The sequence below is a fragment of the Deinococcus maricopensis DSM 21211 genome (assembly GCF_000186385.1).
In the GTDB taxonomy this organism is placed as follows: Bacteria; Deinococcota; Deinococci; order Deinococcales; family Deinococcaceae; genus Deinococcus_B; species Deinococcus_B maricopensis.
In genome coordinates this window covers 1,594,506-1,616,043 of the sequence record NC_014958.1, presented here as the reverse complement: position 1 = coordinate 1,616,043, position 21,538 = coordinate 1,594,506, and the positions used below count along the sequence as shown (strand labels likewise).

At 70.9% G+C, this 21,538-nt stretch carries 19 protein-coding genes; 11 read left to right on the top strand and 8 right to left on the bottom strand.

Going from position 1 to position 21,538, the window contains the following annotated elements:
• The first annotated feature begins 32 nt into the window (after positions 1 to 32).
• From icd to DEIMA_RS07590, 4 genes are all read left to right on the top strand, one after another.
• On the top strand, positions 33 to 1,271 hold the full coding sequence (gene icd, locus DEIMA_RS07605) for an NADP-dependent isocitrate dehydrogenase (protein WP_013556653.1): 1,239 nt from the start codon (positions 33 to 35) through the stop codon (positions 1,269 to 1,271).
• Positions 1,272 to 1,332: 61 nt separating this feature from the next.
• Positions 1,333 to 1,545 carry a hypothetical protein gene (locus DEIMA_RS07600; protein WP_148234923.1) on the top strand — a complete coding sequence of 71 codons (213 nt, stop codon included), beginning with the start codon at positions 1,333 to 1,335 and terminating at the stop codon, positions 1,543 to 1,545.
• Positions 1,546 to 1,577: 32 nt separating this feature from the next.
• A complete protein-coding gene (locus DEIMA_RS07595; RefSeq protein WP_013556651.1) occupies positions 1,578 to 2,333 on the top strand; it encodes a class I SAM-dependent methyltransferase in 756 nt (251 codons plus the stop codon).
• A 94-nt stretch (positions 2,334 to 2,427) separates the two neighbouring features.
• On the top strand, positions 2,428 to 3,948 hold the full coding sequence (locus DEIMA_RS07590; RefSeq protein ID WP_013556650.1) for a B12-binding domain-containing radical SAM protein: 1,521 nt from the start codon (positions 2,428 to 2,430) through the stop codon (positions 3,946 to 3,948).
• Positions 3,949 to 3,991: 43 nt separating this feature from the next.
• Here the strand turns inward: DEIMA_RS07590 and DEIMA_RS07585 are convergent, their stop codons facing one another.
• Genes DEIMA_RS07585 through DEIMA_RS07565 form a run of 5 tightly spaced genes read right to left on the bottom strand, consistent with a single transcriptional unit; the run spans position 3,992 to position 8,212 of the window.
• Positions 3,992 to 4,507 carry a GNAT family N-acetyltransferase gene (locus DEIMA_RS07585; RefSeq protein ID WP_013556649.1) on the bottom strand — a complete coding sequence of 172 codons (516 nt, stop codon included), beginning with the start codon at positions 4,505 to 4,507 and terminating at the stop codon, positions 3,992 to 3,994.
• Positions 4,508 to 4,542: 35 nt separating this feature from the next.
• Positions 4,543 to 5,871: a HAMP domain-containing sensor histidine kinase gene (locus tag DEIMA_RS07580; RefSeq protein ID WP_013556648.1), complete on the bottom strand. Its 1,329-nt coding sequence runs from the start codon at positions 5,869 to 5,871 to the stop codon at positions 4,543 to 4,545.
• The gene (locus tag DEIMA_RS07575; RefSeq protein WP_013556647.1) at positions 5,868 to 6,530 is read right to left on the bottom strand and encodes a response regulator transcription factor; all 663 of its coding nucleotides are present in this window, start codon (positions 6,528 to 6,530) and stop codon (positions 5,868 to 5,870) included. The genes DEIMA_RS07580 and DEIMA_RS07575 overlap by 4 nt, the downstream gene beginning before the upstream one ends.
• Before the next feature lie 9 nt (positions 6,531 to 6,539).
• Positions 6,540 to 7,055, bottom strand: coding sequence for a hypothetical protein (locus DEIMA_RS07570; protein WP_148234922.1), 516 nt, complete (start codon positions 7,053 to 7,055; stop codon positions 6,540 to 6,542).
• Entirely contained in the window at positions 7,052 to 8,212 is a 1,161-nt protein-coding gene (locus tag DEIMA_RS07565; protein ID WP_013556645.1) for a S1C family serine protease, read from the bottom strand. Before DEIMA_RS07565 ends, DEIMA_RS07570 begins: the two co-directional genes overlap by 4 nt.
• A gap of 428 nt (positions 8,213 to 8,640) precedes the next feature.
• On the opposite strand from DEIMA_RS07565, the gene DEIMA_RS07560 reads away from it, so the two are divergent.
• The 4 genes from DEIMA_RS07560 to DEIMA_RS07545 all read left to right on the top strand — a co-directional run bounded on the left by DEIMA_RS07560 (position 8,641) and on the right by DEIMA_RS07545 (position 13,558).
• Positions 8,641 to 9,177: a Csu type fimbrial protein gene (locus tag DEIMA_RS07560; protein WP_013556644.1), complete on the top strand. Its 537-nt coding sequence runs from the start codon at positions 8,641 to 8,643 to the stop codon at positions 9,175 to 9,177.
• A gap of 22 nt (positions 9,178 to 9,199) precedes the next feature.
• Positions 9,200 to 9,910, top strand: a complete 711-nt coding sequence (locus DEIMA_RS07555) for a fimbrial biogenesis chaperone (protein WP_013556643.1) — start codon at positions 9,200 to 9,202, stop codon at positions 9,908 to 9,910.
• A gap of 112 nt (positions 9,911 to 10,022) precedes the next feature.
• Positions 10,023 to 12,185, top strand: a complete 2,163-nt coding sequence (locus DEIMA_RS07550) for a fimbria/pilus outer membrane usher protein (RefSeq protein ID WP_013556642.1) — start codon at positions 10,023 to 10,025, stop codon at positions 12,183 to 12,185.
• Positions 12,185 to 13,558 (top strand): S8 family peptidase, encoded by a 1,374-nt coding sequence (locus tag DEIMA_RS07545; protein ID WP_013556641.1) that lies wholly within the window; start codon positions 12,185 to 12,187, stop codon positions 13,556 to 13,558. Before DEIMA_RS07550 ends, DEIMA_RS07545 begins: the two co-directional genes overlap by 1 nt.
• A gap of 57 nt (positions 13,559 to 13,615) precedes the next feature.
• Here DEIMA_RS07545 and DEIMA_RS07540 read toward each other — a convergent pair whose 3' ends face one another.
• Together DEIMA_RS07540 and DEIMA_RS07535 are read right to left on the bottom strand one after the other, a co-directional pair.
• Positions 13,616 to 15,640 (bottom strand): thioredoxin domain-containing protein, encoded by a 2,025-nt coding sequence (locus DEIMA_RS07540; protein ID WP_013556640.1) that lies wholly within the window; start codon positions 15,638 to 15,640, stop codon positions 13,616 to 13,618.
• A 59-nt stretch (positions 15,641 to 15,699) separates the two neighbouring features.
• Positions 15,700 to 16,911: a cysteine desulfurase-like protein gene (locus tag DEIMA_RS07535; protein ID WP_013556639.1), complete on the bottom strand. Its 1,212-nt coding sequence runs from the start codon at positions 16,909 to 16,911 to the stop codon at positions 15,700 to 15,702.
• A 178-nt stretch (positions 16,912 to 17,089) separates the two neighbouring features.
• On the opposite strand from DEIMA_RS07535, the gene DEIMA_RS07530 reads away from it, so the two are divergent.
• Both DEIMA_RS07530 and DEIMA_RS07525 read left to right on the top strand, forming a co-directional pair.
• Positions 17,090 to 18,490, top strand: coding sequence for a lipase family alpha/beta hydrolase (locus DEIMA_RS07530; protein WP_013556638.1), 1,401 nt, complete (start codon positions 17,090 to 17,092; stop codon positions 18,488 to 18,490).
• Positions 18,491 to 18,761: 271 nt separating this feature from the next.
• Entirely contained in the window at positions 18,762 to 19,100 is a 339-nt protein-coding gene (locus DEIMA_RS07525) for a hypothetical protein (RefSeq protein ID WP_013556637.1), read from the top strand.
• 109 nt (positions 19,101 to 19,209) lie between these two features.
• Here DEIMA_RS07525 and DEIMA_RS16880 read toward each other — a convergent pair whose 3' ends face one another.
• A complete protein-coding gene (locus DEIMA_RS16880; protein WP_013556636.1) occupies positions 19,210 to 20,283 on the bottom strand; it encodes a hypothetical protein in 1,074 nt (357 codons plus the stop codon).
• A gap of 154 nt (positions 20,284 to 20,437) precedes the next feature.
• Here DEIMA_RS16880 and DEIMA_RS07510 point away from each other — a divergent pair, with 154 nt between their 5' ends.
• A complete protein-coding gene (locus DEIMA_RS07510) occupies positions 20,438 to 21,496 on the top strand; it encodes a M36 family metallopeptidase (protein WP_013556635.1) in 1,059 nt (352 codons plus the stop codon).
• Positions 21,497 to 21,538 lie beyond the last annotated feature (42 nt).

Below are 21,538 nucleotides of genomic sequence, written 5' to 3'. Positions count from 1 at the left end.
GCGCGCGTCGCGTGGGGTACAGTGGTGCGGCTATGGATCAACACATCAAAGTCCCCGCAGGCGAGAAGATCACGCTCCAGAACGGGAAACTGACGGTCCCGAACCAGCCCATCGTGCCGTTCATCGAAGGCGACGGGACCGGCCCGGACATCTGGCAGGCGTCCGTGCGCGTCCTCGACGCCGCCGTCGAGAAAGCGTACGGCGGCGAACGCCAGATCGCGTGGATGGAAGTGTACGCCGGCGATAAAGCCAACGAGGTGTACGGCGAGCAGGTCTGGCTGCCCAAGAGCACCGTCGACACGATCCGCGAGTACCTCGTCGGCATCAAGGGCCCGCTCACCACGCCCGTCGGCGGCGGCATCCGCAGCATCAACGTGGCGCTCCGCCAGGAACTCGACCTGTACGCCTGCGTCCGCCCCGTCACGTACTTCGACGGCGTGCCCAGCCCCGTGAAGGAGCCGCAGCTCATCGACATGGTGATCTTCCGCGAGAACACCGAGGACATCTACGCCGGCATCGAGTTTCAGGCGGGCACCGCGGAAGTGCAGAAGCTCCGCGACTTCCTGATGACCGAGATGGGCGTGAACAAGATCCGCTTCCCCGAGACGAGCAGCCTCGGCGTGAAACCGGTGAGTGAGGAAGGCACGAAGCGCCTCGTGCGCGCCGCCATCCAGTACGCCGTGGACAACGGCCGCAAGAGCGTCACGCTGGTGCACAAGGGCAACATCATGAAGTTCACGGAAGGCTCCTTCCGCGACTGGGGCTACCAGGTCGCCAAGGAGGAGTTCGGCGGCGTGGAACTCGACGGCGGCCCGTGGCTGCAGCTCCCGAACGGCATCGTCATCAAGGACAGCATCGCCGACGCGTTCCTGCAGCAGATCCTCCTGCGCCCCGCGGAGTACGACGTGATCGCCACGCTGAACCTCAACGGCGACTACATCAGCGACGCCCTGGCCGCGCAGGTCGGCGGGATCGGTATCGCGCCGGGCGCGAACATCAACTACCTCACCGGCCACGCGGTGTTCGAGGCGACGCACGGCACCGCGCCGAAGTACGCCGGTCAGGACAAGGTGAACCCCAGCAGCGTCATCCTCAGCGGTGAGATGCTCCTGCGTCACCTCGGCTGGAACGAGGCGGCGGACCTGATCGTGGCGAGCATGAGCAAGACCATCGGGCAGAAGACCGTCACGTACGACTTCGCGCGCCTGATGGACGGCGCCACCGAAGTGAAGTGCAGCGAGTTCGCGGACGCGCTGATCGCCAACCTGTAAGCAGGGCGCGGCAAGGGGCGCGGGCCGTCTGCGGCCCGCGCCCCTTGCTATGCTGGGGTGCATGGCCCGCCTTCTTGCCTACCTGCTGCTGATCGTGGTGGCGGCGTTCGCGCTGCTGGCGCTCGTGTGGCTGGTCGGGCAGATCCTGACCGGCGTGGGGTTGTTCCTGGCGGGCGCGGCGGGCGTGCTGGGCCGGACGCTGCTGTTCCTGCTGCTCGCGGCGCTGCTGGGCGGCGTGGCGTACTTCCTGGCGAGCGCGTACCGTCGGTCCTGAACGGGGCGCGCCCCGGCGGGTATGGTGGGCGCATGCATACGGAACGGTTTACGGGTCGCGCGGCGTCGTACGTGACGGGCCGCCCCACCTACCCGGCCGCGCTGACAGAGATGCTGCGGGACCGTGACCTGCTGCGTGAGGGCGTCGCGGACGTCGGCGCGGGCACGGGGCTGTTCACGCGGCTGCTGTTGGACGCGGGCGCGCACGTGGACGCCGTTGAGCCGAACCCGGGCATGCGCGCGCAGCTGGAGGCGGCGCTCACCGTGGACGTCCAGTCGGGGCGGCTGCGCGTCCATGCGGGCACGGCGGACGCCACGGGCCTCGCGGGGGGCAGCGTGGGGCTGGTCGCGGCGGCGCAGGCGGCGCACTGGTTCACGCCGGGTACGGCCGTGCCGGAGTTCCGGCGGGTGCTGCGTGCGGGTGGGCGCGCGCTGCTGGTCTGGAACGACTGGCGGGGCCAGGCGGCGGGCGGTGGATTCACGGGCGCGTATGCGGGGGTCGTGGGGGCGTACGCCGCGCAGGTGCCGAGCATCGAGTACGGGGTGCCGTTCGCGGCCATTGCGCAGTTCCTGCCGGGCGGGTTCGAGCACCTGACCTTCCCGAACCCGCTTACTTTCACGCGGGAGCGCCTGCACGCACTGGTCGGCAGCGTCAGTTACCTGCCGGCGCCAGGCACGCCGGAACAGACGCGCCTCCTGCGCCACTTGGACGCGGCCTTCGAGAGGCACGCTCAGGGCGGCGTGGTGATGGTGTCGTACGTGACGCACGCGTTCCTGGGCGCGCCGTAACGCGCGTTTCAGTCGCTCTGGGCGTTTCCCGTATGATGAGGGACTGTGACGCGTGCCGCCTGACTCTCTGGTGGCGGTGACGCCCGGAGGGTTCTTGAGTTACTGGCGCAATGAAATCAAGCCGCTGCTGGACGCGGAAACGGGCACCATCTTCAAGCAGGCGCCCATCCGCGTCACGCTCGCGTTCCCGAACAGGTACTCGGTAGGCATGGCGAGCCTTGGGTATCAGGTCATCTACCGCATGTTCAACCAGGAAGAAGGCGTCGCGTGCGAGCGGGCGTTCCTTCCGGAGGACCCGGAGGCGTTCGCGCGCGCCGGGCAGACCATCCCGACCGTCGAGTCCGGCCGTCCCGCCGGGGACTGTCAGCTGTTCGCGATGAGCGTGTCGTTCGAGCTGGACCTGACGAACATCATCCGCACGCTGGACCTGAGCGGCATGCACCCGCTCCGCGAGGAGCGCGACGAGAACGACCCGATCGTGATGATCGGCGGGCCGTTCACGAGCAGCAACCCGTACCCCCTGACGCCGTTCGCGGACCTGATCATCATCGGGGACGGCGAGCAGATCGTGCCGGTCGTGAGCGAGGCGCTGCGCGAATCGGTCACGCGTGAGGACTTCTTTGATCTGATCGACGGCATGCCGGGCGTGTTCATCCCGTCCCGGCACGTGCACGAGCCAAAGTGGGCGACCGCGCCGAAGGAACTGCTGCCCGCGTACAGCCAGATCGTCACGCCGCACTCGGAGCTCAGTAACATGTTCCTGGTGGAGGCGCAGCGCGGCTGCCCGCGCCCGTGCACGTTCTGCCTCGCGCGGACCATGTACGGCCCGAACCGCAACAACGGCGGCGACGAGCTGCTGGAACGCATTCCGGACTGGGCCACGAAGGTCGGCCTGGTGGGCGCGGCCCTGAGCGACTTCCCGCACACGAAGTACGTGGGACGTCAGCTCACGGAGCGCGGCATCAAGCTGGGCGTGAGCAGCATCCGCGCGGACACCGTCGACGAGGAGCTCGCCACGATCCTGAAGGCGGGCGGCCTGCGGACGTTCACGGTCGCGTCGGACGCGCCGAGCGAACGCCTGCGCCGCTGGCTGAAGAAGGGCATCACCACCGAGGACCTGCTGAAGACCGCGCAGATCAGCCGCGATCTGGGCTTCAGCGGCCTGAAGGTGTACATGATGATCGGCCTCGGTCCGGAGAATGACGACGACATCACCGAGCTGATCTCGTTCACGAAGGACCTCGCGAAGGTCAACCGGATCGCGCTCGGCATCAGCCCGTTCGTGCCGAAACGGCACACGCCGCACTTCGCGGACCCGTTCGCGGGCGTGAAGACCATCGAGGGGCGCCTCAAACGCATTCAGAAGGAGCTGCGTACCACGGCGGAACTGCGGAACGTCAGCGCGAAGTGGGCGTGGGTGGAGAGCGTCATCGCGCGCGGCGGCCCCGAGGTGGGCATGGCCGCGTACGCGATCTACAAGGACGAGAGCATCGGCGCGTGGAAAAAGGCGCTCGACGAGATCGGCTGGAACGACGAGTTCGAGACGAACGCGACGAGCATCGAGCTGCCGCCCGGCCGGTACGTGAGCCGCCACGAGGAAACCCTCGCGGTGTAACGCTGCAGGAGGGCCCGGGCTGTACGCCCGGGCCTTTCGCCATTCAGGGCGCGTTCAGGTCGATCCAGTAGTACCGGATGGGCACGTCGTGCTCCATGAGGCGCCGCGAGGTTTCGAGGATACCGCCGCCCCGTTCGATGATGCGGATGGAGCCGGCGTTGTCGCCGCGGACGGTGAGGAGCACGCGGTCCAGGCCGAGCGTGCGCGCGTACTGCAGGCCGTGCGCGAGCAGCGCGTGCCCGTACCCGAGGCCGCGGCGGGCCGGGCGGATCTCGTACCCGATGTGCCCGTCGAGGCGGCGCAGGCGGGCGTTCAGGGTGTGCCGCACGGACACGCGCCCGGCGTACCCGGCGGCGTCGGCGGCCCAGAACACCGTTTCGGGGATCCGGTCGGGACGGCCAGGAGTGGCGCGGGCGCGCAGGGCGTACAGGTGGGCGTCGGGGTGGGCGCGCAGTTCGTCCGGGTTCAGGTCGAGGTGGCGGCCCTCCGCGTGGCATTCCCGCAGGGCGTCAAGGTACGACGCGAACAGAGGGGCGTCCGGGCGGTGGAAGGTCAGCATGAGCGCATGCTATCCGCGAGGGCGTGCCCTCACCCTTAGTGGGGCGCGCCGGCGTCGGGGAGGCGCAGGGTCGCCGTGAAGCCCTGCTCGACCCCGCTGTGCAGTTCGAGAGCGCCGCCGTGCAGCTGCGCGACGTGCCGCGCGATGGCGAGCCCCAGGCCGTGCCCTTCGCCGGCGCGCGCGGCGTCCGGGCGGTAGAACGCCTCTCCGAGCCGCGCGAGCACCTCCGGGGGGACGCCCGGGCCATCGTCGTGCACGCGGATGAACGTCCTGGAACCTTCCGCGCCGACGGTCACGAGGATGGCGGCGTTCGGTGCGTGGCGCGCGGCGTTCTCGAGGAGGTTCGTGACGGCCTGCGTGAGCAGGATGCGGTCCCCGCGCGCACGCGTGCCCGGGCCGGTCAGGTCGATGTCGCGGTCCGGGTGGTGGGTGCGGGCAGTGTCGACGGCGTCGGCGGCGAGGTCGTGGAGGTCCAGCGGCGCGAGGGTGAGGGTGCTGGGGTTGCGGGCGAGCAGCAGGAGGTGCTCGGCGAGGCGCGTGAGGCGCGCGAGGTCCGTGCCGACTTCCTGCAGGTCCGCGCGGTACCGCTGCGCGTCGCGGTCGCGGGCGAGGGCGAGGGTCACGCGGGCGCGCAGCGCGGCGAGGGGCGTGCGCAGGTCGTGCGCGGCGGCGCGCAGGAATGTCACCTCGCGTTCGCGGGTCGCGGCGAGCTGCGCGAAGGTCGTCTGGAGGGTCGCGGCGAGGCGCGCGAGTTCGTCGTGCGGGCCGGCGCCGGGCACGGGGCGGGTGAGGTCGCCGCTCTCGCCGATGTCGCGCGCGGCCTGCTCCAGCGTCTTGATGGGGCGCAGCATGCGCCCGGCGGCGAGCCAGGCGAACAGCGCCACGAGCGGCAGTGCGACGGGCAGCGTGAGTGCGAGGGCGCGGGTGAGGGCCGCGCGGGTGTCGGTGGCGGCGCGGTTTTCGGTGGCGAGCACCAGCAGCGCGCCGCGGCTGCTGAGGGTGCGGACGTACGCGAGCTGCCCGTTCACGCGGTACGCGCCGGGCGTGAGGTCCTCGGGCACGCCGTTCGGGAACGCCTGCGTCTGCGCGAGGGACGTGCCGGCGAGCGTGACGCGCACGCCGAACTCGGCGGGAATGTCGTTGCCGCGCGTGGCGTTCAGGTCGAGCGGGCCGTACGCGAGGGCCGTTTCGATGCGTTCGCGGATGGTGCTGGCGGCGCTGGCGAGGCGCGCGACCTGCGCGTCCTGCACGAAGCGCTGCACGACGGCGGCGAGCGCGAGGGTGACGAGCAGCACGGCGGCGAGGCTGACGGCGGCGGTGAGGGCTGCGAGGCGGACGCGGAGGGTGGCGTGGCGGCGCGTCATGCGTCCACGCGGTAGCCGCGGCCGCGTTCGCTGGCGATCGCCTCGGGCGCGAGTTTGCGGCGCAGGTAGCGAACGTACACGTCCACGATGCGCGCCTCGCCGCCGAACTCGGCGCCCCAGATGCGGTCCACGAGGGCCTCGCGGGTGAACCAGCGTCCGGGCGCCAGAGCGAGCGTTTCGAGCAGGGCGTACTCGCGGGCGGTGACGGACGCTTCGGCGCCGTCCCAGGTGACGGTGCGGGCGCGCTGGTCGAGGCGACCGCGCCCGGCGGCGAAAGTGAGGGTGGCGGCGCGGCCGCGGGCATCGCGGCGGGCCAGGGCGCGCAGGGTGGCGAGCAGTTCGGGCGTCTCGAAGGGTTTCACGAGGTACGCGTCGCCGCCCACGTCGAGGCCCTGGACGCGGTCCGGGAGTTCGCCGCGGGCGGTGAGGAACAGCAGGCCGGCGTCGCTGCCGGCGTCGCGCAGGGCGTGGGCGACGCTGAAGCCGTCGCGGTGCGGGAGCATGACGTCGAGGATGATCAGCGGGTACGCGCCGAGCAGCGCCTCGTGCAGCCCGGCGTCACCGTCGGCGCGCCAGGTGACGTCGTAACCGGCTTCGGTGAGCGTATCGATGATGGGGCGCGCGAGGCGGGCGTCGTCCTCGACGAGCAGCAGGCGCATGGGGTCAATCTAGCGCGTGGCGCCGCGCGTGAGGACAGCGAGGGCGACGGCGGCGCTGGCGAGGATGGCAGTGAGGCTGGGGGCGGTGCCGAGCCACGTGACGTGCAGCGTCGCGGCGATTAACGCGGGGAGCAGCAGCCACGGTCGGCGCGGCGCCCACGGGGCGGCGAGCAGGAGCGGCAGGGCGACCAGGCCGGCGGCGCGGGCGGCGGTGCCGAGCGGCGCGGCGCTGACCCCCCCGGTGAGGGCCGCAGCAATGGCGAGCAGCAGCGTGAGTGCGGCGCCGCTGAGCGTGGCGGGTGCTGGAGCGCGGCGGACGGCGAGGACGCTCGTGCTGGCGAGCAGCAGGTACGCGAGGTGCGTGGCGCCGAAGCGGACGGCGTCGGTGAGCGGTCCGGCAGGCGTCGCGCGCCACGCGAACCCCCACGCGAGGATCAGCAGGGCGACGGTCAGGCCGGTGAGCAGCGCGTCGAGCGCGGCGCGGCGCCGGGCGCGCACGTCGGCGTGCAGAACGATCATGTTCACGCCGTCCGTTTCGCGCTGAGGGTGACGTTCACCTGCAGGGACCGCCCGTCGCGCTGGACCGTGAGGGTGACGCGGTCGCCGGGCTGCTTGCCCCGCAGGTACGTGATGAGGTCGTCCGGGGCCTTGATGGCGCGGCCGTCGATGGCGGTGATGATGTCGCCGCCGGTGGCGGTCTGACGGGCGTCGCCGTTCGCGTCGCGGTACTCGCGGAGCTGCGCGGCGCGCAGGCCGGCGCGTTCCCCGCCGAGGCCGCTGGTGAGGCCGGTGACGACCGCGCCGGTGCCGGTGAGGCCGAGCGCGCTTGGTTCGGCGACGCTCACGCCGACGACGGGCACGCCGCGTCTGGTGCCGGCCTGCAGGTCGCGGACGATGCTGCTGCTGCCGGTGAGCGGTACGAAGTAGCTGCTGAAGTTCCCGCCCTGCAGGCTGATGGCGGTGCTGACGCCGACGACCTCACCCTGGGCGTTCAGGACGGGACCGCCGCTGTCGCCGGGCGCGAGCGGCATGCTGGACGCGACGAGGCCGGTCGGGAAGGTCGCGTCGAGGCTGGCGTTCAGGGCGGTGACGGCACCTGCGCGGCCGCCGTCGAACGCGCCGCGGGAGTTGCCGATGGCGACGACGCCGTCGCCGACGTTCGGGGTGCGCGCGGCGAAGTTGAGGTGCGCGAAGCCCTGCCCGTCGACCTTCAGGACGGCGAGGTCGCGGGCTTCGTCGTACCCGACGAGGCGGGCGGGGTGGCTGGTGCCGTCGTCGGTGATGACGCTCAGGTCGGCGCCGTCCCCGTGCTCGCCGCCCAGGGCGACGTGCGCGGCAGTCATGACGTACCCGTCGCTGCTGATGAAGAAGCCGCTGCCGAGGCCGCTGTCGCCGATGTTCACGCGGACGGCGGCGGCGGTGCCGCTCGTGTAGGCGCGTTCGAGGCGGCTGGCGGTCGCGTCGTCGGTGCGGGTGCGCTCAGGCCAGGGGGCACTGGCGTCGGGCGCGGTGCTGGGGCTGGTGCGGGCCGTGAAGGGAGCGCCGGGTGTGGTGGGCGGCGCGGTCACGGCGGGGCTGGAGGCCGTGGCGGGCGTGGGCTGAGGGTTGGGCAGGAAGGGAACGGCCAACAGGGCGGCGGTGATGGGCGCGGCGAGCAGCGGCCAGGGGTACGTTCTGGGCATGATGAGGCTCCTTTGGGGGCCGAGGGCTTCGGCTGCCCTGAAGGTAGGACCGGGCCGTTAAGCGGCGGTTAACGCGCCGCACTGGCCTGTGGGCACGCTCCGGGGTGATTGGCATTGGCGGTAACGGCTTTTCCTGTAACGTCCGCGTGAGGCTCCGGCGTCATGAGGGCCTGTTCACGTTTCCCAGAAAAGCGTGCCTGATGGACTTTTGCCTGAGGCTTTGCTGTGCGTGACGACAAGAACACGTTAAATCAACATTAAAAGCTGAAATTTATGGGTGTGCTTTTCCTACCGCACATGTAATTGGCGTGAAACGCCGTTCTTCCTATGCTCATGCCGAGCTTAAACACCACCCTGTGGACGGCCATCCGGGAATCCGCCCGGATGCGCTCAGGGGCTCGCACACTTCAGGTTCTCGGGAGGAACTCATGAACACCAAAGCCATTGCTCTGATCAGCCTGCTCACCGCCAGCGCCGCCTTCGCCCAGAACACCCGCCCGGCCAACGCCTCCACGGACTCCCTGAACGTTGCCGTCGGCAACTACCAGACGTTCGCGGAAGCCATCGAGTCCTGCCAAGTGGACGCGGACGACATCGACTTCGGTGCGTTCGCCAGCTACGACATGACCAGCGACCTCGACGCGCAAGGCGAAGTGCGCGTGCTGTGTACCAACGGCACCAAATTCAAGATCTCTATGAGCCCCGGCAGCGGCATGAGCTACACCAACCGCAAGATGGGCAGCGCCAGCGGCGCGAAACTCGCGTACAACGTGTACACGGACGCGGGCCACAGCAGCGTCTGGGGTGACCAGCTCGCCGGCTACACCGTCCCGAACGGCACCGGCAACAACACCAACGTCGCCCAGGCCTTCCCCGTGTACGCCCTCATCAAGTCGGCGGACGGCATGAACGCGACCGTGGACTCGTACGCCGATACGATCACCGTCTACGTCGACACGTACTAAGGGAAACGGACCGGCGTACCCCATGATCCTCACGGCACAACACCGCCTGTGCCTGGCCGGCCTGGCGCTGCTCACGGCAGCGCAGGCCGGTTCTTTTTCGGCGTCACCCGCGAAAGTGGTGCTGACGCCGCAGGCACCCATCCAGACCATCGACGTGCAGAACTACGCGACCCAGGACGTGCAGATTCAGGTGCAGGTGCAGGCCTGGACCGTCGTGAACGGCCTGAACGTGTACGTTCCCACCAGCGACGTGATCGTGACGCCGCCTGTCCTGAAGATCGACCCGCGCGGTTCCCGGACCGTCCGCGTCGGGTGGACCAAGCCCAGCACCGGCCCGGAAATGTACTACCGCGTGTTCCTGCAGGAAGTGCCGACCAGCGCCAGCCTGAAGCAGAACACCGTGCAGCAGCTGCTGCGCTTCTCGTTCCCGGCGCTGACGCGGCGGCAGAAAGACCCCCTCGCGTACAAACTCAACTGGACCGCTACTGCCGCGCCCGACGGCAAATGGACACTCACCGTCCAGAACACCGGCGAGGGTTTCGTGAACCTCGCGTCGGTGAAGTTGGTGCGTGGTCCCGCCCTCACCCCGCTCACCGTTGAGATTCCTTATGTCTTTAGCAAGGATTCGCGTTCGTGGCCGCTCCCCCCTGACGCCGCGGGCAGCGGCGACCCCCTCACCGTCCGCGTCCAGGTGGGCGACAAAACCGAGGACTACGTCGTCCAGGTCCGCTGACGGTTCCGCGCGCTGGCCGCGGCGGTTCGCGCTGCTCGCCCTGAGCGCGTGGACCGCCGCGCACGCCGCGCCGTGCCTCAGCGCCGCCGAACTGAACCTCCACCCCCTCCCCATGGACGTCGTTGTGAACGACGTGCCCCAGCACCCCCCCGTGCTGGTGCTCACCGACGGGCAGCGCGCGTACGTGAACGCCCAGGCGGCCGGTACGCTGCGCCTGCACCAGCGCGACGCGCAGTGCGTGAACGACGAACCGTACGTGCTCCTGAACGACCTCGTGGACGCCGTGCGCGTCGACGAGGAGAACCTGCGGCTGCACCTCAACGCCAGCCCGGAACGCTTCCAACTCACCCGCATCACGCTCAGGGACGCCGCCGGGGCGGTCGCGCCCACCTTCAGCGTCCCGAGCGGCTTCATGGATTACGCCGTGGTGCTCGGCGCGCAGACGGGTCTGGCCCTGTCCGGGAACGTCCTCGTCGGCGGCGCCGCCGGGCGTTTCTCCGCGCAGGCGGCCCTGAACGTGCAGGCCTACCCGAACGTGACCCTGAGCGGCTTCACGGCCGAAGGGGCGTACGACCTGCCGGAGCAGGCGCTGCGCGTGCGGGCCGGAACGGTCGAGACGAGCGCGCGCCTGTGGGGCGGCGCCGTGCCGCTGTACGGCGTGCGCGTGCAGTCCCTGGATGACGTGTCCGGCAGCACCCGCAAGGACCAGACGGTACGCGGGACCCTCACCCGCCCTAGCCTGGTGGACGTGTACGACGCGGACGGATGGCTCTACACCAAACGCCTCCCGGCCGGGCCATACGAGATCGACGGGCTGCAGCCGCACGGGGCGTTCGGCACGCTCCACGTGGACGTCGAGGACGTCCTGCACACCAAAACGAACTTCACGCAGGCGTACTACGCGCAGCCCGACATGCTGCGCGCGGGCGGCTGGACCTACAGCGCGAGCGCCGGCTACACGCCGAAAATCGACCGGTGGCTCGCGCAGGGCGACGTCGCGTACGGCGTGACGCCGCAATGGACGGTGGGCGCACAGGCCGAAGCCACGCGCGACGCCGCGCTGTTCGGCGTCGTGAACCGCGTGGCGGTCGGCCCGGCGTACGTCACGCTGGTCGGCGCGGGCAGCCGCAGCTGGCTCGGCTGGGGCGCGTACGGGCAGCTGAGCGCGCAGGTGAGCGGCAAGGACTGGCTGGCCCTCGGCGAGGTGCACGTCAGAACGCCCGGATTCACGCGCGTCGACGACGACCGCGCGCGCCTCAGCACGCTCGGCCTGGCCCCGGAGCTGGGGTTCTCGCTGGCGTCGTCCATGACGGTCGCGCGCGGGCACAACGTCGGCGTGTCGTACGCGTACACCCTCGCCACCTCCGGCGAGGGGACCGGCAGCCTCGGGGTGCAGTACACCTACCAGCCCACGAACGACTTCACGCTGAACCTGTCCGCGACGGGCCTACTCACGAACCGCGTGAAGCTCGCGCTGACCAGCGAGTACCTGTTCGGCGGGAACAGCAAGGTCAGCACCAGCACGGACGGGCGCGGGCCGCGCACGCTCACGCGCGCCGCGACCGGCACGACCGCCGTCGCGTACGGGCACGACGACGTCGCGCAGAGCTTCGCGCTCGCGAACCGCGGGCGGTACTTCGACATGAACGTGAACGCCAGCGCCTCCCCCACCCAGACGCGCGGGCAGGTCGCCCTGAAAGGCGGCGTCACCCTCGACGCGCAGGGCGTGCGGTTCGGGCGGTCCACGCTGGGCAGCTTCGCGCGCGTGTACGTCGGGTACCCGAACGTCGCGCTGATGCTCAACGGCAACCTCACCCCCGCCGCGACGACCGACGCGAGCGGCTGGGCGGTCCTCGGGCCCCTGCAGCCGTACCGCACGAACACCGTCCGGGTGCGCCTCAACGACCTGCCGCTCGAAGCGGAACTCAACAGCAGCGTCCTGAAGTTCAGCGCGCCGTACCGCGGCGCCGTGGAGCTCCGCTTCGAAACGCACGTCGAAACGGGCCTCGTCGTCACGGTCCTCACGCCCGACGGGCAGGCCGTCCCCCTCGGCACGCTCGTCACCCTGAACGACGACACGTTCGTGGTCGGCGACCGCGGCGAACTGTACCTGAGCGGCCCGCCTGCCGGGACGTACACCTTCACGCTCACCCCCCCGGGCAGGCGCCGTGCGCGTTCCCGGCGACGCTGCCGGCGTCCGGCGTGGTCCGCGCCTCGCAGCCGCTCACCTGCCGCCCCACCTGACCCGCCCCTCCTCAGAAAGGTCCCCCCCTGATGCCGAAGTTCCCCAAGTCCGCGTCCCGTCCCCTCGCGCTCGCCGTGACCCTCAGCGTCCTGCTGGCCGCCTGCAGCCAACCGCAGGGCGCCACGCCGACCAGCGCCCTCCCCGCAGACGACCTCGGCTTGTGGGCGGCGCCCGCCAACGTCCCCGCGGACGTCCCCGGCGAACTGATCGTGAAGGTCCGCGCGCGCACCCCCCTGAACGCGCAGACGCTCGGCCTGGGCGCGCTGCTCCTGCGCGCCGAGCGGCTCACGCCCGGCGGTGACGTGTACCGCCTCACCGTGCCGAGCGGCCGCGAAGCGCAGGCGCTGCACACCCTGAGCGCCCGCGGCACCGTCGCGTACGCGGAACGCAACCACACGTACACGCCGCAGGGCGCGTACATCGTGAACGACACCTTCTACAGCACGCTGTGGGGCCTGCAGGGGTCCACGACGCAGCCCGCGAGCCCCTACGGGACGGGCGCCGCGGCTGCCTGGGCGCGTGGGTACACCGGCAGCGCCAGCGTGTACGTCGGCGTGGTCGACACCGGCGTGCAGATCGACCACCCGGACCTCGCCGCGCAGGTGTGGACGAACCCCGCCGACCCAGCCGACGGCGTGGATAACGACGGGAACGGCTACGTGGACGACACGCGCGGCTGGAACTTCACGGACGGCAGCAGCGCGCTGTACACCGGCAACGCCGACAAGCACGGCACGCACGTGGCGGGCATCATCGGCGCGCGCGCGAACAACGCGCAGGGCGTCGCGGGCGTCAACTGGGCGGTGAACCTGATCCCCACGAAGTTCCTCGGGACGTCCGGGTACGGCGACACGGCGAACGCGGTGAGCGCTATCGCGTACCTCACGGACCTGAAGGTGAACCGCGGCGTGAACGTCGTGGCGATCAACAGCTCCTGGTCGGGCGCGCCGTCGCAGGCGCTGTACGACGCGATTTCCGCCGCGAACGACGCGGGCATCCTGTTCGTGGCCTCCGCCGGGAACAACGGCGTGAACGCGGACGCGCAGCCCGCGTACCCGGCGGCGTACGACTTGCCGAACGTCGTGTCGGTCACGGCCATCGACAAGGCGGGGGCGTTGCCGTCGTGGGCGAACACCGGGGCGGGCAGCGTGGACCTTGGCGCGCCCGGCGTGAGCATCCGTTCGACGGTGAACGGCAGCACGTACGCAACCGCGGACGGAACCAGCATGGCGACCGCGTTCGTGACGGGCGCCGCCGCGCTGTACGCGTCCACGCACCCGGGCGTGAGCCCCAGCGCCCTGAAAGCGGCGCTGCTCGCGTCGGTCACGCCGACCGCGTCCCTGCAGGGGCGTACCGTCACGGGTGGGCGTCTGGATGTGGCGCGCCTGATGACCCTGCCGTGAGCGCCGCAGGGCGGAGGGGGCGGCTCCGGACAGGGCCGCCCCCTCCGCCTCGGGCGTTCAGCCTTGCAGGGCGCGCAGCTGCGCCGTGAAGGCGGCGGGGTCGCGGGCGGGCAGGTCGCAGGTGAAGTTCCGGCAGACGTACGCGACGCCGTTCCCCTCGCGGCCTTCCAGCAACGGCAGGCCGCCGCCGCGCTCGGCTGGCGCGACCGTCACGAACGGGAGGTCCTGCGCGGCGAGGGCGCGCTCGAACGGGGCGCGCTGCTCGGGCGTGCCCAGCAGCGCGATCTCTACGTGCGGTGCGTGCAGGTGTGCGTGCGCCTGCCACAGCCCGCCGAAGCCGCTGGGGTGCGTGAGCATGTCGTTCGCGGTGCCCGCGAGCACCCGCGCCGTGATGCGCGCGCCCTCGTCCTCGCCGAAGTACCGGTCGATGTGCAGCCCCAGCAGGCACGCGGCGGCATTGTCGCTCATGATGGCGGCGTCGAACGTTTCGGTGGTGGGCGCGACGAGCGCCTCGGCGTCCGGGCCGCTGCTGTAGAACACGCCCGCCGCGTCGTCCCAGTGGTCGCGGCGCGCCCGGTCCCACAGGGCCCGCGCCCACTGCAGGTGCTCCAGGTTTCCTGCGGCGGCGTACAGTGCGACGAGGCCCAGGCCGTACAGGGCGGCGTCCTCCAGCAGGCCGCGTACGTCGGCGCGGTAGGCGTGCAGGGGTGCGCCGTCGGGCGCGGTGAGGCGCGCGCGGACGAAGTCGGCGTTCCGCCGGGCCACGTCGAGGTAGTGCGTCTCGCCGGTGAGGCGGTACGCGTCCGCGAAAGCCATGAGGGCCAGGCCGTTCCAGGACGTCAGGACCTTGTCGTCCAGTCCCGGGTGGGCGCGCGCGCGGCGGGCGCTGAACAGGGTTTCGCGCGCGCGGCCCAGTCGGGCGCGCACGTCGTCCTCGCCGAGGCTGAACGCGCGGGCGAGCTCGGGGACGTCCGTGACGACGCTCAGCACGCTCCGCCGCCCGAACGCCGGGTGGTGTGGGTCTTGGAAGTTTCCGGCGTCCGTCACGCCGTAGTGCCGCAGGGCCAGGTCGGCGTCCGCGCCGAGCAGGTCCCGGAATTCCTGCGGCGTCCACACGAAGAATTTCCCCTCGATGCCTTCCTGATCGGCGTCCTGCGCGCACGCGAAGCCGCCCTCGGGGGTGAGCAGTTCGCGCTCCATGTACGCGAGGGTGGCGCGGGCGGTGTCGAGGAAGTCCGCGCGGCCCGTGACGACGTGCGCGCGCAGGTACGCGCGCACGAGCTGCGCGTTGTCGTACAGCATCTTCTCGAAGTGTGGCACCAGCCAGCGCTCGTCGACGCTGTAGCGGTGGAAGCCCCCGCCGAGCTGGTCCATCAGGCCGCCGCGCATCATGGCGTCGAGGGTGCGCACGGCCATGTCGCGCCCGTCAGGCTGCGTGAGCAGGTACGTCAGGAAGGTCGGCGCGGGGAATTTCGGCGCGCTGCCGAACCCGCCGTGGCGCGCGTCGAACGTGCGGCGGGCGTTGTCGAGGCCGCGCGGCGCGAAGTCCTCCGGGAGGGCGCCGTCCGCGGCGGGTTTCGGGGCGCTCATGGCGCGGACGTGCTCCGTGAGGGCGTCCGCGTTGCCGAGCAGCTGGTCCCGGCGGTCTGCCCAGGCGTTCGCGACGCTCGCGAGGACCGTGCGGAAGGACGGCATGCCGTACGCGTCGCGCGGCGGGAAGTACGTGCCCGCGTAGAACGGCCGGCGGTCCGGCGCGAGGAACACCGTCATGGGCCAGCCGCCCGCGCCGGTCATGGCCTGCACGGCGCGCATGTACACGGCGTCCACGTCGGGCCGCTGTTCGCGGTCGACTTTGACATTCACGAAGTGCTCGTTCATGAACGCGGCCGTCTGCGCGTCCTCGAAGGATTCGTGGGCCATCACGTGGCACCAGTGGCAGGTGGCGTACCCGACGGACAGCAGGATGGGCACGTCGCGTTCGCGGGCGGCCCGGAAGGCTTCATCTCCCCATTCGTACCAGTCGACGGGGTTGTCCGCGTGCTGCTGCAGGTAGGGGCTGGTGGCGTTTCCGAGGCGGTTCATGCGCTCAGGGTACAGGCGGGCGGTGTGGCGCCGCCCGCCTGCGCATCTTCACGCTCGCTTCAGGCGAGGGCCGCGAGGCCGTCCAGCAGGCGCGTGATGTCGTCGTGGGTGTTGTAGTGCGCGAGGCTCGCGCGGACGACGCCGTCCGGCATCAGCCCGAGGCGGGTCATGGGCAGCACGGCGTAGAAGTGCCCGGCGGCGACGCTCACGCCGCGCTGCGCGAGCTTCAGCGCCGTTTCGTGCGGGGTGAGGCCCTGCACGCGCATCGCGAAGGTGGCCACGCGGCCCTCGGTCGTCTGCGGGCCGTACAGGGTCACGTGCGGCAGGTCGCGCAGGCCACTCAGGACCCGGTCCGTGAGGGCGCGTTCGTGGGCGTCGGCAGCGGCGTACACCTCTCCCAGCGCGGCGCGAGTGAGCGCGTCGTGGCCGCTGAGGTCCCGCAGGTAGTCGAGGGCGCCCAGCCACCCGGCGAGGCTGGCGTACGGCGCGGTGCCGTGCTCGATCTTGCTGATGTTGTCGTCCGCCATGAAGCTGAGCTTCGGCACGGGCAGTTGCGCGAGCAGCTCCCCGCGGATGTACATGGCGCCGAGGTGCGGCGCGAACACCTTGTACGGGCTGAACGTCACGAAGTCGGCGTTCCAGGCGCGCACGTCCGGGAGGTGGTGCGCGGCGCCGTGCACGTCGTCGATGACGGTCCACGCGCCGACCTCGTGGGCCACCTGAATGGCCTCGCGGACGGGGGGCGTGACGCCCAGGGTGTTCGACGCGGCCGTTACGGCGAGCAGGCGGGTGCGGGCGTTCAGGAGCGGCCGGAGGTCCTCGACGTGCAGGGTCATGTCGGGCGTGCGGGCGCGCCAGAGGTGCACCTTGAGCCCCTGACGTTCGAGTTCGCGCCAGGGGCTGGCGTTCGCCTCGTGTTCGAGTTCGCTGATGATGATCTCGTCGCCGGGGCCCCAGAGGCGCGCGAAGGCGCCCGCAAGGCGGAAGGCGAGCGCGGTGGAGCTCGGCCCGAGCGCGACCTCGTTCGGGTGCGCGTTCAGGAACGTGGCGGTGGCCGCGCGCGCGCGGGTCTTGAGGTCGAGGACGCGGTCGCCGTGCGGGTGACCCATGCCGGCGTTGACGCTGCCGAGGTCCTGAAGGTGCGCGAGGATCGCGCGGTGCGTATGCTCCGGCGTGAAGCTGCCGGCGGCGTTGTCGAGGAAGGCGTGGTCGGCGGTGAGTTGCGGGAAGTGCGCGCGGGCGCGCGCCGCGTCGAAAGCGGTGATGGGCATTGCGTGGAGTGTACCCCCGCAGCGTGGGGAGGAAACCTCACGTTGATTTCTGAACGCAGTTCAATTCAAGATGGGCGCACCGAACCCAATCCGTCCAAGGACGCTGCCCCGCGCAGCCTCGCCTATCTGCCGAGCGCACACGCTGTCCGCTCGCGCTCATGCTCCCGGGGGGGACACCATGACCGCACGCCACCTCACCACCGCCGCCCTGACTGCCGCCCTGCTCGTCGCCTGCACCCAGACGCCCACCCCCACCACGGGGACCCTCAGCGCCCAGGGCACCGCCGACACGTACGCCAAGCGCCAGGCGAACGTCCCCAGCACCCCGCCCGAAACGACCCGCGCCACCCCCACCACCGACCTCACCCGCACGTACCCCGGGGGCGGCCTCCACACGCAGGCCGCCCCCGCCGGCGCCATCCCCATCGTCCTCGTCCACGGCATGCTCGGCTTCGGCCGCACCGAGGCGTTCGGCGGCGCCATCAAATACTGGGGCGGCCTCAACGACATCCAGGAGGACCTCAAAGCGCAGGGGTACCCCACCTACACCGCGTCTATGGGCCCCATCAGCAGCAACTACGACCGCGCCGTCGAACTCTACTTCCAGATCAAAGGCGGCTGCGTCGACTACGGCGAAGCGCGCGCGCAACAGTTCCATCACGACCGCCGCGACCCCCGGAAGTGCTACCCCGGCCTGTACCCGCAGTGGGACGCCCAGCACCCCATCAACCTCGTGGGGCACAGCATGGGCGGCACCACCGCCCGCTACCTCGTGCACCTCCTCGAGAACGGCGCCGCTGCCGAACGCGCCCGCAGCGGCCACGCGCCCCTCTACGACGGCGGGCGGGTCGGGTGGGTTCGCGCCGTCATGACCATCAGCACCCCCAACAGCGGCAGCCCCGCCGCCGACAACCTCCAGGTCATGATCCCCATGTTCAAGACGCTGATCCTCAGCCTCGCGCAATCCGCCGGGGTCGCGCCGGACAACATGATCTACGACTTCGACCTCGGGCAGTACGGCCTCGCGCGCCGCAGCGGCGAAAGCTACCCCGCGTACGCCGAGCGGGTGTTCAACTCCGCCATCTGGACCACGCAGGACCAGGCCGCGTACGACCTCAGTCCCGACGGCACCGCCGCCCTGAACCGCGCCGTCGGCCTCAGCCCGAACGTGTACTACTTCAGCTGGAACACCCGCGCCAGCACCCCCGGCCTCCTCAGCGGCTGGGAGTACCCGCTCCCGACGCAGAACCCCGTCATGCTCCCCGCCTCGTACCCGTTCGCGTGGCCGCTCGCGCCCGGCCTCGGCAACATGAGCGGCACCTCCCCTTCCGGCCAGATCCGCTACGACAAGACCTGGTGGGCGAATGACGGCCTCGTTCCCGTCAAGAGCATGGCCGCCCCCCTGAACATGGGCATCCCCACACTCAAGTACACCGGCCAGACGCCCGCGCGCGGTGCGTGGTACGACCTCGGCACGCTCGACGGCTGGGACCACATCGACATCACTGGTAACATCACCTTCCGGAACGTCCTGCCGTTCTACCGCAACCAGGCGGCGTTCCTCGCCACCCTGAACTAACGCCGGAATCGCCGGCCAATCCATCAGGGCGGCAAGCTCGGCAGGTCAGCCGGTCGTTTTCCCGGCGCGCAAGCGCCCGGGTTGATGCCCTGACCGGGTGCAGGAAGGTCGACCTGTCGGACGGCATGGGGGCGGTCCACGGGTCGACACCGGGACGCGCCTCAACCCTCCAAGCCGCCGCAGGCAACGCCGCGCGGCAGCCTCCGCCGGCTCGTGCTGGTGGCCGCGCAGACCCTGCTGACCTCCGTCGTGAGCCTCGAGGTGGTGGCTGGTGGCGCACGACGAACTGAGCTTTCTGCAGGCCCCCAAAATCCACACGCTCGGCGTCGCTCTGGACATCTCCGCGCGGCACAACCGCGGGAACACGTCCTACGACGTGACGGTCCTGCTCGAAAACCGGCAGACTGCGAAGTTGACGGCTGTACGGGACGCTCCCCGCCTGGGTGAACGCATGCCCGTGACCTGTACGACCACCTTCGTCATGTGCCGCGCCGACTCGTCACCATCAGCGTTGACCATCGTCCTCACCCTGTTGCTCTGTCCCGCGCTCCTGGCCTGCATCCTGGGCCTCTGGATCTGGCAGCAGGGGCGTCAGGGGACGCCCTGGTAAGCGGGCACACCGACCTCCGAGCGCGGCGCCCGGTTGACTCTGGGGAGGTTGAGGGCACGAGGAAGGGCGACGCCGACATGTCGGCGTCGCCCTTCCTCGTGCCCTCAGGTCAGTTCTTGGGGGTGGACGTGGCGCCCTTGCTGTCGGGTGCGCTCTTGTCGGTCTTCGCGGCGGGCTGGGTGTTCGCCTGCTCCGCGGCGGGCTTGGCCGTCTCGGCGGGTTTGCTGGTGCTCGCCGGGGCCGCTGCGGGCTTGCTGGCGTCGGCCTTCGCGGTTTCCGCGGCAGGTTTTGCCGCTTCCGCCGCCGGTTTCGGCGCTTCTGCCTGAGCGGGCTTCGCACCGTCCGCCGCGGGGGCGTTCGGGCTGGGCGAGCCGCCCCAGTTCGAGCCGGTCTGCGCGACGGGTTTCGGCGCGGGCGCGGGCGCCGCGGCGGGCGCGGTGCGCTCGATCCACATGGTGCCGACGACCTTCCCGAGTTCGTGGCCCTGCTCGCGCAGCGTCTGCGCCGCGTCCGGGTTCACGCCCTCCACGGCGCCGATCAGCTTCTCGCGCAGGGCGGGCATGCGCACCAGAGCGACGCCCGCGGCGACCACGCCGCCGAGCAGCAGCAGCGTGCCCATGCCGCTCCCGCCGCGCGACTGCGTGCGGCGCTCGATTTCCGCTTCGAGACGCGCGATTTTCTTGTCATGCTCGCGGAGGCGTTTGTTGGCGGTCTTCTCGTAACGTTTCGCTTTCACCTGCACATCATGCCCCAACTCGCGCTGCGCTGCGTACACGTGATGGCGCACTTGGCGCACCTCGCGTGCGGCCCCCTCGGCCACGTCACTGGCGGTGCCGGCCACCGTGGCGGCGGCACTCGTGGCGGTGCTGGCGGCCGTGGTGGCCGCGGTCGTGGCGGCGCTCGCGAGGTGCGAGGCGAGCGCCGTACCTTCCTTCTTGAGGTGCGTGGCGGCGCTCACGCCGTGCTTCGCGGCGTCCTGCGCGACGTGCATGGCCGTACCGACGGCGGTGCCCACGGCAGGTTTGACGGTGGTGTCGAGGGTCGTCTGCGCGCCCTGGGCGGCGTCACGGATCACCTGAAGGATCTGCTGCCGGATCTGGTCATTGCCGAGCGCGGCGGACAGGCCGCTCACGAGCAGCAGCGACCGTTTGCTCATACGTTGCCGGGGTTCCTGGTACGTCATGGTGCCTCCTGCGTCACGCCGCCTGGGGCGACGCAACATTGCTGATCATTGTGGGCGTGGTCCATGCGAGCTTGGTGGGCGCGACCTTAGATGAACCTTACCTTTCGCGTGCTCGTCGCGCTCGGGACGTACTGTGATATTCGAGGTGACAATCATGGTGAAGCGAATCGGGCTGCTCGCCCTCGGGGCGGCGCTGCTGGCCGCGTGCACTCAGCCTGCGCCGTCCGGGGTACTGGGCGCGCAGGGCGCGAAGGTCCCGTCGAATGCTGGGGGTGGGCAGGCGAGCGTGTTCCTGCCGAACCCGGTGCAGGTCACGGGCAATCAGACGCTGACGGACGCGAACGACGCGGACGCGGCGGTCCCGGCGAGCGCGTACGCGCGCGTGGCCCTGTCGAACCTGGACGGGAGCGGGTACCTGCGCGGGGCGTACGCGGTCGTGCGCAGCGAAACGGGCGACGCGGCGTACTCCCCGACGAACACGTTCACGTTCACGCGCCACGACGACCGCTTCGAGCAGGTGATGGCGTACTTCTGGGTGACGGAAGCGCAGAAGTACCTGCAGAGCCTCGGGTTCGGCACGGGTGACCTGCCGCCGGTGAACATGCGCCCGCAGCATGTCCGCATCAACCAGTGGGGGCAGGACAACAGCTTCCAGACGGACACGAAAGACGAGCTGCGGTTCGGGAAGGGCGGCGTGGACGACGCCGAGGACGGCGAGGTGATCGTGCACGAATACGGGCACGCCGTGCACGCCGCGCAGGTGCCGGGGTTCGGGGCGTCACCGCAGGCGGGCGCGATCGGGGAGGCGTTCGGCGATTACCTCGCCGTGAGCGTGGGCCTCGCGGTGGCGCAGCAGTACGGCATGCCCGTGCGCACCAGTCCGGCGTGCGTGGGCGACTGGGACTCCACGTCGTACAGCAGCGCCCCGCACTGCCTGCGGCGCGTCGACACGAATAAAACGGTCGCGGACCTCGTGGGAGAAGTGCACGCGGACGGCGAGGTGTGGTCGCGGGCCCTGTGGGACATCCGCGCGGCCCTCGGGGCGTACCGCGCGGACCGCGTGATCGTGAACGCGCAGTTCGCGTTCGCGCCGGACACGACGTTCGTGGCGGCAGCGAACGCGACGGTCACGGCGGCGGAACGCCTGTACGGCCGGGCGAGCGCGGACCTGGTCCGTCAGGCGTTCCGCGCCCGCGGCATCGCCGCGCAGTAACGCGCGGACGCGGGTACCTCCAGGCTGGCCGCTCTCGTCTTG

Bases quoted from the DNA above. Each gene is read 5' to 3' on its own strand.
- icd (WP_013556653.1), top strand. From the start codon at position 33: ATGGATCAACACATCAAAGTCCCCGCAGGCGAGAAGATCACGCTCCAG.
- DEIMA_RS07600 (WP_148234923.1), top strand. From the start codon at position 1,333: ATGGCCCGCCTTCTTGCCTACCTGCTGCTGATCGTGGTGGCGGCGTTC.
- DEIMA_RS07595 (WP_013556651.1), top strand. From the start codon at position 1,578: ATGCATACGGAACGGTTTACGGGTCGCGCGGCGTCGTACGTGACGGGC.
- DEIMA_RS07585 (WP_013556649.1), bottom strand. From the start codon at position 4,507: ATGCTGACCTTCCACCGCCCGGACGCCCCTCTGTTCGCGTCGTACCTT.
- DEIMA_RS07580 (WP_013556648.1), bottom strand. From the start codon at position 5,871: ATGACGCGCCGCCACGCCACCCTCCGCGTCCGCCTCGCAGCCCTCACC.
- DEIMA_RS07575 (WP_013556647.1), bottom strand. From the start codon at position 6,530: ATGCGCCTGCTGCTCGTCGAGGACGACGCCCGCCTCGCGCGCCCCATC.
- DEIMA_RS07565 (WP_013556645.1), bottom strand. From the start codon at position 8,212: ATGCCCAGAACGTACCCCTGGCCGCTGCTCGCCGCGCCCATCACCGCC.
- DEIMA_RS07560 (WP_013556644.1), top strand. From the start codon at position 8,641: ATGAACACCAAAGCCATTGCTCTGATCAGCCTGCTCACCGCCAGCGCC.
- DEIMA_RS07555 (WP_013556643.1), top strand. From the start codon at position 9,200: ATGATCCTCACGGCACAACACCGCCTGTGCCTGGCCGGCCTGGCGCTG.
- DEIMA_RS07550 (WP_013556642.1), top strand. From the start codon at position 10,023: ATGGACGTCGTTGTGAACGACGTGCCCCAGCACCCCCCCGTGCTGGTG.
- DEIMA_RS07545 (WP_013556641.1), top strand. From the start codon at position 12,185: ATGCCGAAGTTCCCCAAGTCCGCGTCCCGTCCCCTCGCGCTCGCCGTG.
- DEIMA_RS07540 (WP_013556640.1), bottom strand. From the start codon at position 15,640: ATGAACCGCCTCGGAAACGCCACCAGCCCCTACCTGCAGCAGCACGCG.
- DEIMA_RS07535 (WP_013556639.1), bottom strand. From the start codon at position 16,911: ATGCCCATCACCGCTTTCGACGCGGCGCGCGCCCGCGCGCACTTCCCG.
- DEIMA_RS07530 (WP_013556638.1), top strand. From the start codon at position 17,090: ATGACCGCACGCCACCTCACCACCGCCGCCCTGACTGCCGCCCTGCTC.
- DEIMA_RS16880 (WP_013556636.1), bottom strand. From the start codon at position 20,283: ATGACGTACCAGGAACCCCGGCAACGTATGAGCAAACGGTCGCTGCTG.
- DEIMA_RS07510 (WP_013556635.1), top strand. From the start codon at position 20,438: ATGGTGAAGCGAATCGGGCTGCTCGCCCTCGGGGCGGCGCTGCTGGCC.